Raw genomic sequence first — 13,688 nt, 5'->3', positions numbered from 1 at the left:
GGGGCTGGACTACTCCGCCGAGTGGTTGTCGTGGAGCACCCGGTCGGCGGGGCCGAAGCGGTTGGCCGCGGTGTTGTGCTGGTGCCAGTAGGGGTAGAGCAGCGCCGGGCGGCTGACCCGCTCGATGGCGGCGATCTCGTCGGGCTTGAGGGTGAGCTCGGCGCCGGCGAGGTTGTCCTTGAGCTGGTCCTCCTTGCGGGCACCGATCACCGCGGTGGTCACCCCGGGGCGGGTCAGCGTCCAGGCCAGTGCCACCTGGGCGGCGGAGACGCCATGGCCGTCGCCGATCTCGACCAGGGTCTCGATCAGGTCGAAGAGCCGTTCCTCGTCGTGGATCGGCGGCTCGGTCCAGCCCTGGCTGAAGCGGGTGCCGTCCGGATTCTGCTGGCCGCGCCGGTACTTGCCGGAGAGCAGGCCGCCGGCCAGCGGGCTCCAGACCATGGTGCCCAGCCCCTGGTCGGCGGCGGCGGGCATCAGCTCGAACTCGGCATCGCGGGCCTGGGCGGTGTAGTGGATCTGCTGGCAGACCGGCTTGATCAGGTTGTGGCGTTCGCAGATCTTGAGCGCCTTCATGACGTGCCAGGCCGACCAGTTGGAGACGCCGTAGTAGCGGATCTTGCCGTCGCGGACCAGCTGATCCATGGTCGACAGCGTTTCCTCCAGCGGCGTCAGGCCGTCCCACTGGTGCATCAGGTAGAGATCGAGCCGATCGGTCTGCAGCCGCTTCAGGCTGGCCTCGCACTCGCGCAGGATGTGATAGCGCGACAGGCCGTCGTCGTTGGGGCCGTCGCCCATCGGGAAGCGCACCTTGCTGGCGATCAGCAGGGCGTCGCGCTTGTCCTTGATCGCCTCGCCGAGAATTTCCTCCGAACGCCCCTCGGAGTACATGTTGGCGGTGTCGAAGAAGTTGACGCCGCGCTCGATGGCCATGTCGATCTGGCGGCGGGCGTCGCCGAGACCGGTATCGCCGACGCTGGCCATCTTGCCGACGCCGCCGAAGGTCATGGTGCCCAGCGTCAGCGGTGAAACGCGCAGGCCGGATTGGCCGAGGTTGCGGTATTCCATGGTGACTCCTGATAGCTGACGAAGACGGCCCCGCGTCGGCGAGGCCGTACATGAAGCGGGCTCACTCAGCGACGAACACGGTGCGCACGTTGAGGAACTCGCCGAAGCCGTACTCGCTCTGCTCGCGGCCGTAGCCACTGAGCTTGACGCCGCCGAAGGGCAGCTCGGCGAACGGCGTGGTGGGGCGGTTGACGAAGCTCATGCCGACATCGAGGCGCCGGGCGACCTGTTCGGCGCGCTTGACGTCCTGGCCGACCACGGTGCCGCCCAGGCCGTAGGGGCTGCGGTTGGCCAGTTCGATGGCATGCTCGGCGTTGTCGGCGGTGATCACCGAGGCCACCGGGCCGAACAGCTCCTCGTCGAAGGCCGGATTGCCCGGGGCGACGTTGGTCAGCACGGTGGGCGCGTACCAGGCGCCGGGCCGGTCGAGGATCTGGCCGCCGGTCTCGATCTGGGCGCCATTCTGTACCGCGCGCTTGACCTGATCGTGGAGGTCGTCGCGCAGGTCCTTGCGCGACATCGGGCCGATGTCGGTGTCCTCGTCGAGGGGGTTGCCGATGCGCAGTTTCTGGACCTGATCGACCAGGCGCTCGGTGAAGCGCTCGACCATCGACTCGACGACGATCAGCCGCTTGGAGGCCGCGCAGCTCTGGCCGGTGTTGTCGAAGCGGCCTTCGATGGCGATCTCCACCGCCTTGTCGACGTCGGCATCGTCGAGCACGATCAGCGGATCGATACCACCGAGTTCGAGCACGCTGGGCTTGACCAGTTCGCCGGCCTGCTTGGCGACGGCACGGCCGGCTTCCTCGCTGCCGGTGAGCGTGACCCCGCAGACGATCGGGTCGCGCAGGATGCCCTCGATCTCGCTGGAGGAGACCGGCAGCCAGGTGAAGGTGCCCTCGTCGAAGCCGGCGTCGTGGAACAGCTGGGTGATCAGCTTGGCACTGCCGGGAACGTTGGAGGCGTGCTTGAGCAGGCAGGCGTTGCCGCCGGCGAGGTTGGGCGCGGCGAAACGCACCACCTGATAGAGCGGGTAGTTCCAGGGCATGATGCCCAGCACCGCGCCCATCGGATCGCGCACCACCTCGGCCTTCTGGGCGCCGGGGATCTGCTTGGGCTTGGGCGCCATGAACTCTTCGGCGTGATCGGCGTAGAAGCGCACGATCGCCGCCGAGATCCGTGTTTCGGCGATCACGCCGCCGAACTTCTTGCCCATCTCGCGGCAGATCACTTCACCGATGTCGGCCTGACGCTCTTCGATCAGATCGGCGACGGCGTGCAGTTTCTTGGCGCGCTCGGCGACGGTCAGGCGGCGCAGTTCGTCGTAGCCGCGGCGCGTGGCGTCGAGCTTGTCGCGAATGCCCTGGGCATCGAGCATCGCGTGCTCGCCGATGACTTCGTCGGTGGCGGGGTTGACCGCGGTCAGCGTTTGACGGCTCATCGATTCCTCCTTGGCGATGTTGCTGGGGCGTCCTTTCACGCGTCTCAGTGTAGGACAGTGATGATGAACGCAAGCCCCTTCAAGGGGGTACGGCGATGGCGACGAGCGCGCGTTTGCGGCAAAGTACGGCGACACCGCGATCATTCGGCGACAGGGAGATCCCGATGCAAGTGTGGAAAGTGATGAACCCCGTGGTGAGCGTGATGGCCGGGCTGGCCCTGCTCTGGCTGGGTGCCGGGTCGGCGTCGGCCGCTCCCGGCAGCGACTGCGATCGGCTGGTGCGGCCGGGCGAGAATCTGCGTCTCGTCGTCGACGGCCTGCCCGACAACGGCAAGCATCAGACGGTGTGTCTCGGCGAGGGCACGTTCGTCCTCCAGGACATGCTCACGCTGGAGCGCGATGATCTGACCCTGCGCGGCCAGGGGCGCGAGGCCACGGTGCTGCAGCTGGCCGATGGCACGTCCAGCCCGGTACTGGTCCTGGGTGATGCCCGCCACCAGGTGCCGCAGCGGCCGATTCGTCAGGTCACGGTGACCGATCTGGCGATTCGTGGCGGGGGTGCCGGCGGCAGCGAGTTCCGTCCCGATCTGCCCTATCTCAGCAACAGCGGCCTGGTGGTGCGGCGTGGCGAGCAGATCACCCTGCGCAATCTGGACGTGCGGCACTGTCGCAGCGCCTGCCTGCTCACCGAGCACCACAGCCGGGACGTGACGATCGCCGACAATTACGTCAGCGATGCCCAGTGGGACGGCATTTCACTCAATCGCGCCGGGCCCACGACGATCGTCGGCAATACCATCGAGCACAACGTCGCGGCGGGGATCACCGTCGAATACCTCCAGGACAGCGAGGTGCGCGACAACGTCATCACCGACAACGGCACGCACGGGATCTACCTGGCGGATGCCGAGCACAATACCTTCAGCAACAACGCGATCAGCGACAATCGCCAGGCCGGGGTGTTCCTGACCTGCTCGATTCGCGAGCGCGACCCGGTGCAGTGCTGGGACGACAGCTTCAGCCGTGACAACGTCTTTCACCATAACCGCTTCGTGAACAACCGCTTCGGCTATCAGGTCGCGGTGGACGATGCGGCGAATTGCCTGAACCGTGAATCGCCGCCCAACATCTCGCGCGGCGACACCTTCCGCGACAGCCCCAACCACGAGCCATCCTGGGAGCGTTACGGGCGGTGCATCGCCTACGACGGCAGTCGTCTCCTCGACAACGCGAAACAGGCAGCGTCACCCTGATCGCCGGTTCAACCGCGGCGAGAGCTCCGGCGCGACGAGAGGCGGCGCGAGTTGGCGGTGGTGCGGCGGTGCAGGGGCGTCAGGGTGCGATGGCCGGTCTCCCACCACGGCGAGAACCGCCCGCTGGCCATGTTCAGCATGGCCTTCTGCCACTCGGCGGCGACCTCCAGGCTGGCATCGAGCTTCTCGGTGACCATGCGCTGGTTCTCGCGCATCATCGAGCGACTGGTGGGCGACTTGGTGTACCAGAGGTTGTGGCGCATGGCGATCGTCGTCAGCGACGTCGTCCACAGTTCGTAGGCCATCAGGCCGACCTTCCAGGCCTCGAGGGCCGCGGTCGGCGTCATCGGAAGCAGCGGGGGCAGTGCGGGAGTTTGACGCATGTTCGTTTACCGTGCTGATCTGGAAGTCAGCGGCCGCTTTGCGAAGCGACCGCGCCCATTGGATAGTGGCATTCTACGCCGAATGTTGCGGCGCAGCATAGTCCGACGTCATGTCAGTCGCGTGGCGTCGCGTTTCCGGCCCCTGACGCCGGGCTGGGCTAGTCTGAATCCAGCAAGGCGCGTCACGCGCGGGATGCCGTCCGGCCCCGGCGCGGATCGATCATCACGGAAGAAGAGGAGGCAGCATGAGGGAAACCACACTCTGGTCGCTGATCAGTGCCGGTGCCGCGATCGCCAGCGGCATCGCGGTGCGCAACGGTGCGCGCAAGGCTTATGAACGCAAGGTCGGCAAGCCACCGATCGACCCCTACGATCGTGATGTCCGCTGGCGCGATGCCCTGGTATGGGGCGCGGCCTCCGGGGTGATGGTCGGCGTGGCCCGCGTGGTAGGGCGGCGCGCCGGCAGCGAGGCGATGCATCGCGCCCGGCGGCGCCGCGAGCGTCGTCAGCGCCGGCTCGATTATGACCGGCGCCCGCTGGGCTGACGGTCGTTCGATGCGCAGCCCGGCGGTGGGTGAAAACGCCGGGCTAGGTTCTGTCTGAAAAGTCTGCACGCAAACAACGGTCTATGCAGGCCAGGCATACTATCGCCCGGAAGCTGCTGGCCAATTTGTCGTAACGGGTGCAAACCCGGCGTAGCTCTTTGATCCAACCGAAGCAGCGCTCAATGATGTTTCGCTCTCGATACCGGGGCTTGTCAAAGCCCCTTGGAGCGCCGGGGCGCGGTTTTCGCTTCATCTTGCGCCGGGCAATGATCGGCTTCATGCGATGCCGGTCGCAGTAGCGGCGAAGCGGTTCGCTATCGTAGCCCTTGTCCGCCACGATGAAACGGCAACGCTTGCGAGGTCTGCCTTTGGTTCCAGGCAGTTGCACATCCTCCAGGGTGGGAATGAAGTGCCGTGTATCCGAATCCTGCCCCGGCGACAGCGTGAAGGCCAGCGGCCAACCATGCCGGTCACAGAGCATATGGATCTTGGTCGTCAGACCGCCCCGACTCCGTCCCAGGGCATGGTCTACGGGCTCTACCTGTCCCCCTTTTTGCCGCCTCCTGAGGCGGCCCGAGTGGCGCGGATCGATGTCGAATCGATCATCCAGGTGTCCAGGTCCATCAGACCATCCTCTCGCAGGCGAAGTTGGAGGCGCGCCAGAATGGCCTCGAAGGTGCCATCATCGCGCCACTGACGGAAACGGTCATAAACGGTCTTCCAAGGGCCGTAGCGCTCTGGCAGATCGCGCCACTTGGCACCCGAGCAGAGGATCCAGAAGATGCCGTTCAATACCTGGCGGTCATCGCGACGGGGACGGCCTGACCTCTGCGGCGGCGAGACGATGTCTTCGATGAGGGCCCAGCCGTGGTCGGAGATCTCGTAGCGTCCTGCCATGGGTCACCTATGCAGTTGCAGCATGGGGCACATTAGCAAATCCGACTTTTCGGACAAAGCCTAGGCGTCAGATCCAGCCCAGCCACTGCCACCACAGGTAATCCAGCGGCCACTGGATCAGCACGCTGAGCACCGCCATGATCAGCAGCACCCGCATCGAGTCGCGCAGGCGCAGCCCGGCGCTCAGCAGGCCCACCACCAGCGGTGGTGCCTGATAGGGCAGTATCACCGTCGAGAAGCCCACCACCTGGGTCATGGTCACCGCTTCCGGGGACCAGCCGGTGATCGAGGCGATCTGCGGCGCCAGGGGCGTGAGGATGGCGGGGATGCCGGGCAGGGTGACCACGGTGCCGAGTGCCATCGACAGGGCGCTCAGCAGGCCGAAGGTGACGGCGTCGCCGGCCTCGCCCAGCGGCAGGGCATCGAGCAGATAGTGGGCGAGGCGATCGCCCAGGCCGCTACGGTTGGCCAGGGCGCCGAGGCTGACGATCCCGGCGACGTAGAACAGCGACTCGACGTTGAGCGACTTGAGCGGCTTGTCCGTCATCAGGCCGCTACCGGGAAACAGGCAGACCAGTGCCGCCAGCATGCCGATCCAGGCCGGCGAGATGCCGTGCCAGGCATCGCTGACCCACAAGGCCACCGCCAGACACAGCACCAGGGCGAGCCGCCGCTGTGGCGCACTGAGTGACGCGCTGCCGGCAAGATCGCCGGGCTGCGGGTCGCGGTCGGGGTAGAGCTTGAGCATCACCCCGAACAGGGTCAGCGCCTTGATGATGCCGAGCACCGGGAAGTGCAGCAGCAGATAGGCGCTGTAGGTGGGCGGCTCACCGAGCACCGCTTCGGCCGCGCCCATCAGCACGTTGTTGGGCACGTTGGCCGGCAGGATCGCGTAGGTGGGCAGCACGGTGCTCAGCATGCCGCCGAGGATCAGCCCGGTGTGCCCCGCGCGTCCCTTCGCGTAGCCGAGGTGGTCGGCCAGGGTGACCAGCAGCGGCGCCAGCAGCACGATGCGCCCCATCGCCGAGGGCATGACGAAGGCCATCGCCACCCCCAGGGCGATCACCCCGGCCATGGCACCGCGATAGGAGCCGGTCAGCCAGGCGCCCACGCGGCTGGCGACGTTCTCGCCGAGGCCGGTGTACTGAATCGCCGCGCCGATCACCAGACCGGCGAACACCAGCCAGGTCGCTGCCGAGGCAAAACCGGCGAACACCGTGTCCGGCGGCGCCACGTCGGCCACGGTGCACAGGGTGAAGAACACCAGCGCGGTCAGCCACTGGGGCAGCCAGCCGGTCGCCCACAGGGCGATCGACAGCACGACGACGCTGGCCGCCCGGGCCACCGTGGGGGCGCCGGGTGCCAGCAGCAGGAAGGCGCCCACGGCGACGATGCCGGTCAGGCAGACGAGGTGACGGCGCGACGAGCGCAGCGCAGCGGCGGACATGGCGGCTCCGGTGGCGGGGACGGGTCGCAGAGTTTAGCAGGCGAACCGGTAGCGCTCACCCGGGGCGGCGCGATCGTCCTGATCGGCGATTTCATCGCAGTGACCCGAGACACGAAGCGTCGCCAGGGGCGCCCGGCGATTGCCCATCACGGCCCGCGTTTGGGTATGCTAAGGAACGACCGATAGCCTGCTCATCGTCGCCACGACACCGAGGCACTCACGAGGTTTCGCCATGACTCACGCCACCGTTTCTCCCTCACCTTCCCTGCCACCGCGGCCCTCAAAGGCCGCGCTCGAGGCGCTGATCGACGAGCTCGCGCCGCGACTCGGCGAGCGGATCACCACCGCCCGCGGCGTCCGCGATCAGCATGGTCATGACGAATCCTGGCATCACCCGGGTGCGCCGGATGCGGTCTGTTTCCCTCACTCCACCGAAGAGGTGGCCGCGGTGGTCACTGCCTGCGCCCGCCACCGGGTACCGGTGATTCCCTACGGGGTCGGCACCTCGATCGAAGGCCAGGTGATCGCCGAGCACGGCGGGCTGTGCATTGATCTCTCGGCGATGAATGCGATTCTCGCCGTGCGCCCCGAAGACATGGACGCCACCGTCCAGCCCGGCGTGACCCGAACCCAGCTCAACACGCACCTGCGCGCCAGTGGCCTGTTCTTCTCCGTCGACCCCGGCGCGGATGCCAGCATGGGCGGCATGGCCTCGACCCGCGCCAGCGGCACCAACACCGTGCGCTACGGCACCATCCGCGAGAACGTGCTGGCGATGACGGTGGTGATGCCGGACGGGCGCATCGTCAAGACCGGCAGCCGGGCGCGCAAGTCCGCGGCCGGCTACGACCTGACCCATCTGATGATCGGTGCCGAAGGCACGCTCGGCATCATCACCGAGCTGACCGTCAGGCTGCACGGCCTGCCGGAGGCGGTCTCCAGCGCCACCGTGGCGTTCGAGAATGTCACCGGGGCGGTCGATACCGTGATCGCCTCGATCCAGTACGGCATCCCCATGGCACGCATCGAACTGATGGACGCGCTCGCCATGCGTGCGGTCAACCGCTTCTCGCACCTCGACTACGCCGAGAAACCGACCCTGTTCCTCGAATTCCACGGGACCCATGCCGGCGTGAAGGAGCAGGCGGAGAACATGGCGGCGTTGTGCCAGGAGTTCGGCGGCAGCGATTTCGTCTGGGCGACCAAAGAGGAGGAGCGCAGCGCGCTATGGCAGGCACGCCACGACGCGGCCTATGCGGCCAAGGCGCTGCGCCCGGGGGCGGAGTTCCTGGCCACCGATATCTGCGTGCCGATCTCCGAGCTTGCCGCCTGTATCGAAGCGACCCAGGCAGACGTGGCCGCCAGCGGCCTGATTGCGCCGCTGCTCGGCCATGTCGGTGACGGCAACTTCCATCTGGTGGTGGCGGTGGATCGCGAGAGTCCCGAAGAACTCGAGACGCTGGCGGCCTTCAACCGGCGTCTGATCGAACGCGCGCTCGCCGCCGGCGGCACCTGTACCGGCGAACATGGCATCGGCAGCGGCAAACGCGCCTATATGGAGGCCGAGCATGGCGAGGGCTGGGCGGTGATGCGCAGTCTCAAGGCGGCACTCGATCCGTTGGGCATCATGAATCCCGGCAAGCTGGTGTAGCGTGCGGTGAAAGGGCCCCGCGCAGGCGGGGCCGTGATCGAGGGAGCTCAGTCGCGGGCGGTGGTCGGGGTATTGCCCAGGGTGCGGTGGGCGCGTTCGAGATCTTCCGGCTCCAGCTCCCACGCCTGCGGGTCCAGGTCCAGTTCCGGATGGTCCTTGGCGTTGAAGATCGGGCGTTCGATGCCCTGGCGCTGCTGGTCGTCGAAATCGCGCAGGATGCGCAGGCCCGGCTTGAACAGCAGGATCAGCGCGACCAGGTTGGCGACCGCCAGCAGACCCATGGTGACGTCGGCGAAGCCGAAGACCGTGCCCAGATCGGTGGTCGCGCCCCAGCACACCAGCAGCACGATGGCCACGCGGAAGGCGTTGAACAGGGTCTGGTTGTCGCGGCTGAAGTAGTTGAGGCTGTTCTCGCCCAGATAGTAGTTGTAGAGGATGGTGCTGAAGGCGAACAGCAGCAGCGCCAGGCTGACGAAGGTGCGCCCCCACTCGCCGACATGGTCGGCCATCGATGCCTGGGTCAGCGCAATGCCCGCCACGTCGCTGGCCGAGGCCGGGTCGTAGACGCCGCTGAGCAGGATCATGAACGCGGTGGCCGAGCAGATGACCACGGTGTCGATGAACACCGAGAACGCCTGCACGATGCCCTGGTTGGCCGGGTGCGGCACATAGGCCACGGCGGCCACGTTGGGGGCGCTGCCCAGGCCGGCTTCGTTGGAGAACAGGCCGCGCTTGACGCCCATCATGATCGCCGCGCCGATGCCGCCGCCGATCGCCGGTTCGAGGCCGAAGGCGCTCTTCACGATCAGCACGACCACGTCGGGGATCTTCTCGATGTTGAGGCCCAGCACCAGCAGCGCGATCAGCAGGTAGCCGCCGGCCATGAACGGCACCAGCACCTCGGAGATGCGCGCGATGCGCTTGATGCCGCCGAAGATGATCAGGCCCACGAGCATGGCCAGGCCCAGGCCGCTGTAGAGCACCGGCACGCCGAAGGCGTCGCCGAACGAGGTCGCCACGGCGTAGGACTGCAGCGCGGTGAAGGCGAAACCGAAGGTCGCCAGCAGCAGCACCGAATAGACCAGCGCCAGCCAGTGCCAGCGCCGCCCCAGCCCGCGCGAGATGTAGTAGGCCGGGCCGCCGCGGTAGGTGCCGTCGGCCTCGGCTTCCTTGTAGGTCTGGGCCAGGGTGCACTCCAGAAAGCTGGTGGCCATGCCCATCAGGCCGACCACCCACATCCAGAACACCGCCCCCGGCCCGCCCAGGGTGATCGCCACCGCGACGCCGGCGATGTTGCCGCCGCCGACCCGCCCGGCCACCGACAGCACCAGCGCCTGGAAGGAGCTCAGATGGCCGTGCTTGTCGCGGCGGAAGGCCTGGCTGGCGCCGAGGATGCGAAACATCTGGGCGAAGTAGCGAAACTGCACGAAGCGCGAGGCGAGGGTGAAGCCGATGCCCACGGCGATCAGCAGCACCAGCAGGACCTTGCCCCACAGCAGGTCGTTGAGGAAATCCAGCATGCGTTGTCTCCACTCTTGTGTTGTTGTGGACCGTGTCGATGTGTCGGCCCGATTTAAGCACTCCACGAGCGGGCTGGAATTTGACGCCCCGTTGCAGCCTGGCGCATTCTCTTGCGCACTCTGTGCACCAGAGTGCACCAGTCTCCATTGAGCACTGCCCATGCATGACGATTTCGCGGCCAACCTGCGGCTGCTGTGCAGCTACTACCGCTCGATTGCCGAGGTGTGTCGGCGGCTCGAGATCAATCGCGCGCAGTTCAATCGCTACCTCAGCGGGCGCTATCGGCCCGCCGGTCATACCATGCGTCGGATATGCGACTTCTTCGGTGTCGAGGTCCACGAGATTCTGCTGCCCCACGCCGAGTTCCAGCCGCTGGTCCGCCTGCGCCCCGGCCTGCAGAGCCGGTCGGCACCCGAGCGGCCGGATGCCTCCCCGGGCATGCCGGCGGCGCTGCTGGAGGCGGGACGCCAGGGGATGTCGCGCTATCTGGGCTGCTACCACGAGTACTACCTGGCGATGTCGCGGCCCGGACAGGTGCTGTGTACCCTGGTGTGCCTCGAGCGCCACGGCGACGATGTGGTCTATCAGCGCACCGAGCGCATGCCGACGGGCGGCGGGCGGGTCTTCCACAACCGCTACCGGGGCGTGGCCATGCTGCTGAGCGATCGTCTGTTCCTGGTCGACCACGAGTCGCTCAACGGCCACGAGATCACCCAGACGATCCTGTTTCCCAGCTTCAAGAGTCAGGTCTTCCGGCTCTCCGGTCTCAAGCTCGGGGTGGCGGACAGCAGCGAGCGCATGCCCTGCGGCGTGCGGGTGGTCTACGAGCGCCTCGGCGGGGCGCTCGGGGTGCGCCAGGCGCTGGCGGGATGCGGCCTCTATGCGCTGGACGATCCGCGCCTCGACCCGGCGGTGGTGGCGGCGATCCGCAACGACGTGGCGCCCGGCGAGTGGCAGTTCCGGGCACGCTACGTCTGATTTGTCGCGACGAGTGCGACCGTGACGTGCCGCCGGCTCAGTGGCGAGCGGGGCGCCGGACCGGCCACAGCTCCAGCATCGCCGCCATGATCACCAGCAGCCCGCCGAGGCCTTCCCGCAGGCCCAGCGCTTCGCCGACGAACAGCGCCGCCGAGACCACCCCCACCAGCACCTCGCTCATCAGCAGAATGCCCAGGCGGGCGGGCTCCAGGCGCGACGTCGCCCACAGCAGCGCGGCCAGCGACAGCGCCCACCAGAGTGCCGCGGCGGCCAGCGTCCAGCCCGCCACGTCCGGCCAGGCCCCCGGCGGGGGCAGGTCCGGCCAGGGGGCGAGCAGCGGGGCGAGCACGGCGGCGGCGATCACCGCGCCGAGCACGAAGACGAAGTTGCCCTCGACCGGGCCGGGGCTGTCGCTGCGGGTGCGGATCAATGTCGACGACAGGGCCCACAACAGGCCCGAGGCGAGCCCCAGCCAGTCGCCGAGGCTGCGCGGCAGCGGCACACCGCCATCGGCGCCCAGCACCAGCAGCAGCCCGCCGAGGCCCACGCCGATCGCCAGATAGCGCAGTCGGGGCGTCGGCCAGCGCAGCCAGAAACGGCCGATGAGCGTGCTCCATACCGGGGTCAGGTAGAACAGCAGGATGACGATCGCCACCCGGCCGTAGACCAGGCCGATCGAGTACATGACGAAGGCCGCGCCGCCCAGGGCGATGGCCATCAGGGTCAGCGGTCGTGTGGCGGCCAGACGTCGCCGCTGGCGCAGGGCGAACGGCGCGAGCAGCAGCGCCGCGGTCGCGACGATGGCCAGCGAGCCCCAGGCGCCGGGCAGCGCCTCGGCCAGGCGCCGTACCGGCAGCCAATAGAGGCCCCACAGGGCGCCGGTGACGACGACGATCAGGCTGGCGAGTTGTCGTTGGCGAGGGTCCATCATCGAGTCTTCCCTGACCACGGGGCGGGCGCGTGGCCCGCCGGTTCACGAACGGCACAGGGCATCCGGCGCATCACGGATCGAGACAATTGACCCGATAGCGGTTCGAGTCGCCGTCCAGCGCCAGGTGCTCGTTGACCTTGTTGAAGAAGAACGGCGTCTTGGCCCCCGAGCCCCGCCGGTAGTGCCCGCAGATGCCGTAGCCGTTGTTGACCTCGCGCATGTCGGTCACTTCGACCTCGCCGCGGGTGTCGAGTCGCGTGGCGATGGCCTGTGCGATGCGCTCGTCGAGGTGGCTCTCGGTGAGGGCCTGACCGCCGAATATCAGGGCGGCGGCGAGCAGGATGGTGAGGGCGGGGATGGTCAGGTTGTGCATGAGGGCTCTCGATGACGCGGATATCGACGGCGCCCGCCGGGACCCGGCCGCGGCGGATCGTACCTGAGTGCCGCAGCGGCCGGGGGACCTGTGGCGGTTAGCAGGGCGTCGGCTCAGTGGACCCCAGGGTCGAGTTCGCCGCGCGCGTAGCGCTCGAACATCGCCTCCAGGCCGATCGGCTTGATCCGGCTGGCGTTGCCGGCGGTGCCGAAGGCCTCGAAGCGGTCGATGCACACGTCGCGCATGGCGGTGACGGTTTCCTTGAGGAACTTGCGCGGGTCGAATTCGGCCGGATTGTTGGCCAGAAAGCGCCGCACGGCCCCGGTGGAGGCCAGGCGCAGGTCGGTATCGATGTTGACCTTGCGCACGCCGTGGCGGATGCCCTCGACGATCTCCGCGACCGGCACGCCGTAGGTCTCGGGGATGGCGCCGCCGAACTCGTTGATGATCGCCAGCCACTCCTGGGGCACCGAGCTGGAGCCGTGCATCACCAGGTGGGTGTTGGGGATGCGCTCGTGGATCTGGCGGATGCGCGCGATCGACAGGGTGTCGCCGGTGGGCGGCCGGGTGAACTTGTAGGCGCCGTGGCTGGTGCCGATGGCGATCGCCAGGGCGTCGACGTGAGTGGCCGCGACGAAGGCGGCGGCCTCTTCCGGGTCGGTGAGCAGTTGCTCACGGGAGAGCGTTCCCTCGGCGCCGATGCCGTCCTCCTCGCCGGCCTGGCCGGTTTCCAGGCTGCCCAGGCAGCCCAGCTCGCCCTCGACGGAGACGCCGCAGGCGTGGGCCATCTCGACGGTGCGCCGGGTGACGTCGACGTTGTAGGCGTAGTCGGTCGGCGTCTTGCCGTCCTCGCCCAGCGAGCCGTCCATCATCACCGAGGAAAAGCCCAACTGGATCGAGCGCTGGCACACCGCGGGGCTGGTGCCGTGGTCCTGGTGCATGACCACCGGAATGTGCGGGAACTCCTCGACCGCGGCCAGGATCAGGTGGCGCAGGAAGGGCGCCCCGGCGTACTTGCGGGCGCCGGCGGAGGCCTGCACGATCACCGGCGAATCGGTGCGGTCGGCGGCTTCCATGATGGCGCGCATCTGTTCCAGATTATTGACGTTGAAGGCCGGCACGCCGTAATCGTGTTCGGCGGCGTGGTCGAGGAGCTGGCGCAGGCTGATCAGGGCCATGGGCGGTGAATTTCCTTGCTGACGG

General features: G+C 67.8%; 13 protein-coding genes. 4 read left to right on the top strand and 9 right to left on the bottom strand.

All coding sequences use genetic code 11. The features are described from left to right. Positions 1–9: 9 nt before the first annotated feature. Both KGR00_RS18070 and KGR00_RS18065 read right to left on the bottom strand, forming a co-directional pair. A complete protein-coding gene (locus tag KGR00_RS18070) occupies positions 10–1,065 on the bottom strand; it encodes an aldo/keto reductase (protein ID WP_224418845.1) in 1,056 nt (351 codons plus the stop codon). 61 nt (positions 1,066–1,126) lie between these two features. Continuing rightward, the gene (locus KGR00_RS18065) at positions 1,127–2,506 is read right to left on the bottom strand and encodes an NAD-dependent succinate-semialdehyde dehydrogenase (protein ID WP_162500886.1); all 1,380 of its coding nucleotides are present in this window, start codon (positions 2,504–2,506) and stop codon (positions 1,127–1,129) included. A gap of 164 nt (positions 2,507–2,670) precedes the next feature. Between KGR00_RS18065 and KGR00_RS18060 the strand changes: the two genes are divergently transcribed. Continuing rightward, positions 2,671–3,759: a right-handed parallel beta-helix repeat-containing protein gene (locus KGR00_RS18060; RefSeq protein ID WP_224418846.1), complete on the top strand. Its 1,089-nt coding sequence runs from the start codon at positions 2,671–2,673 to the stop codon at positions 3,757–3,759. Positions 3,760–3,767: 8 nt separating this feature from the next. Here KGR00_RS18060 and KGR00_RS18055 read toward each other — a convergent pair whose 3' ends face one another. Next, positions 3,768–4,142 (bottom strand): hypothetical protein, encoded by a 375-nt coding sequence (locus KGR00_RS18055; protein WP_224418847.1) that lies wholly within the window; start codon positions 4,140–4,142, stop codon positions 3,768–3,770. A 245-nt stretch (positions 4,143–4,387) separates the two neighbouring features. Between KGR00_RS18055 and KGR00_RS18050 the strand changes: the two genes are divergently transcribed. Then, entirely contained in the window at positions 4,388–4,687 is a 300-nt protein-coding gene (locus KGR00_RS18050; RefSeq protein ID WP_129141221.1) for a DUF4235 domain-containing protein, read from the top strand. A gap of 43 nt (positions 4,688–4,730) precedes the next feature. Here KGR00_RS18050 and KGR00_RS18045 read toward each other — a convergent pair. Next, positions 4,731–5,584, bottom strand: a protein-coding gene (locus KGR00_RS18045; protein WP_224417144.1) for an IS5 family transposase whose coding sequence is annotated in 2 segments (ribosomal slippage) — positions 4,731–5,242 and positions 5,242–5,584 — 855 coding nt in all. Because the reading frame shifts where the segments join, the coding sequence is not laid out codon by codon here. A gap of 67 nt (positions 5,585–5,651) precedes the next feature. Beyond that, the gene (locus tag KGR00_RS18040) at positions 5,652–7,031 is read right to left on the bottom strand and encodes an SLC13 family permease (RefSeq protein WP_224418848.1); all 1,380 of its coding nucleotides are present in this window, start codon (positions 7,029–7,031) and stop codon (positions 5,652–5,654) included. Between the two features lie 232 nt (positions 7,032–7,263). Here KGR00_RS18040 and KGR00_RS18035 point away from each other — a divergent pair, with 232 nt between their 5' ends. Next, a complete protein-coding gene (locus KGR00_RS18035) occupies positions 7,264–8,682 on the top strand; it encodes an FAD-linked oxidase C-terminal domain-containing protein (RefSeq protein WP_224418849.1) in 1,419 nt (472 codons plus the stop codon). A 47-nt stretch (positions 8,683–8,729) separates the two neighbouring features. Here the strand turns inward: KGR00_RS18035 and KGR00_RS18030 are convergent, their stop codons facing one another. After that, positions 8,730–10,202 carry an alanine/glycine:cation symporter family protein gene (locus KGR00_RS18030; protein WP_224418850.1) on the bottom strand — a complete coding sequence of 491 codons (1,473 nt, stop codon included), beginning with the start codon at positions 10,200–10,202 and terminating at the stop codon, positions 8,730–8,732. A gap of 160 nt (positions 10,203–10,362) precedes the next feature. On the opposite strand from KGR00_RS18030, the gene KGR00_RS18025 reads away from it, so the two are divergent. After that, positions 10,363–11,181 (top strand): helix-turn-helix transcriptional regulator, encoded by an 819-nt coding sequence (locus tag KGR00_RS18025; RefSeq protein WP_224418851.1) that lies wholly within the window; start codon positions 10,363–10,365, stop codon positions 11,179–11,181. Positions 11,182–11,218: 37 nt separating this feature from the next. Here the strand turns inward: KGR00_RS18025 and KGR00_RS18020 are convergent, their stop codons facing one another. The 3 genes from KGR00_RS18020 to fba all read right to left on the bottom strand — a co-directional run bounded on the left by KGR00_RS18020 (position 11,219) and on the right by fba (position 13,663). Beyond that, on the bottom strand, positions 11,219–12,112 hold the full coding sequence (locus KGR00_RS18020; RefSeq protein WP_224418852.1) for a DMT family transporter: 894 nt from the start codon (positions 12,110–12,112) through the stop codon (positions 11,219–11,221). Between the two features lie 70 nt (positions 12,113–12,182). After that, positions 12,183–12,485: a hypothetical protein gene (locus KGR00_RS18015; protein ID WP_224418853.1), complete on the bottom strand. Its 303-nt coding sequence runs from the start codon at positions 12,483–12,485 to the stop codon at positions 12,183–12,185. A gap of 113 nt (positions 12,486–12,598) precedes the next feature. Then, a complete protein-coding gene (gene fba, locus KGR00_RS18010; protein WP_224418854.1) occupies positions 12,599–13,663 on the bottom strand; it encodes a class II fructose-bisphosphate aldolase in 1,065 nt (354 codons plus the stop codon). Positions 13,664–13,688: the final 25 nt, after the last annotated feature.

Source organism: Modicisalibacter sp. MOD 31.J (assembly GCF_020147985.1).
GTDB classification, from domain to species: domain Bacteria; phylum Pseudomonadota; class Gammaproteobacteria; order Pseudomonadales; family Halomonadaceae; genus Modicisalibacter; species Modicisalibacter coralii.
This window is presented reverse-complemented; position numbering and strand designations above follow the sequence as displayed.

Bases quoted from the DNA above. Each gene is read 5' to 3' on its own strand.
- KGR00_RS18070 (WP_224418845.1), bottom strand. From the start codon at position 1,065: ATGGAATACCGCAACCTCGGCCAATCCGGCCTGCGCGTTTCACCGCTG.
- KGR00_RS18065 (WP_162500886.1), bottom strand. From the start codon at position 2,506: ATGAGCCGTCAAACGCTGACCGCGGTCAACCCCGCCACCGACGAAGTC.
- KGR00_RS18060 (WP_224418846.1), top strand. From the start codon at position 2,671: ATGCAAGTGTGGAAAGTGATGAACCCCGTGGTGAGCGTGATGGCCGGG.
- KGR00_RS18055 (WP_224418847.1), bottom strand. From the start codon at position 4,142: ATGCGTCAAACTCCCGCACTGCCCCCGCTGCTTCCGATGACGCCGACC.
- KGR00_RS18050 (WP_129141221.1), top strand. From the start codon at position 4,388: ATGAGGGAAACCACACTCTGGTCGCTGATCAGTGCCGGTGCCGCGATC.
- KGR00_RS18040 (WP_224418848.1), bottom strand. From the start codon at position 7,031: ATGTCCGCCGCTGCGCTGCGCTCGTCGCGCCGTCACCTCGTCTGCCTG.
- KGR00_RS18035 (WP_224418849.1), top strand. From the start codon at position 7,264: ATGACTCACGCCACCGTTTCTCCCTCACCTTCCCTGCCACCGCGGCCC.
- KGR00_RS18030 (WP_224418850.1), bottom strand. From the start codon at position 10,202: ATGCTGGATTTCCTCAACGACCTGCTGTGGGGCAAGGTCCTGCTGGTG.
- KGR00_RS18025 (WP_224418851.1), top strand. From the start codon at position 10,363: ATGCATGACGATTTCGCGGCCAACCTGCGGCTGCTGTGCAGCTACTAC.
- KGR00_RS18020 (WP_224418852.1), bottom strand. From the start codon at position 12,112: ATGATGGACCCTCGCCAACGACAACTCGCCAGCCTGATCGTCGTCGTC.
- KGR00_RS18015 (WP_224418853.1), bottom strand. From the start codon at position 12,485: ATGCACAACCTGACCATCCCCGCCCTCACCATCCTGCTCGCCGCCGCC.
- fba (WP_224418854.1), bottom strand. From the start codon at position 13,663: ATGGCCCTGATCAGCCTGCGCCAGCTCCTCGACCACGCCGCCGAACAC.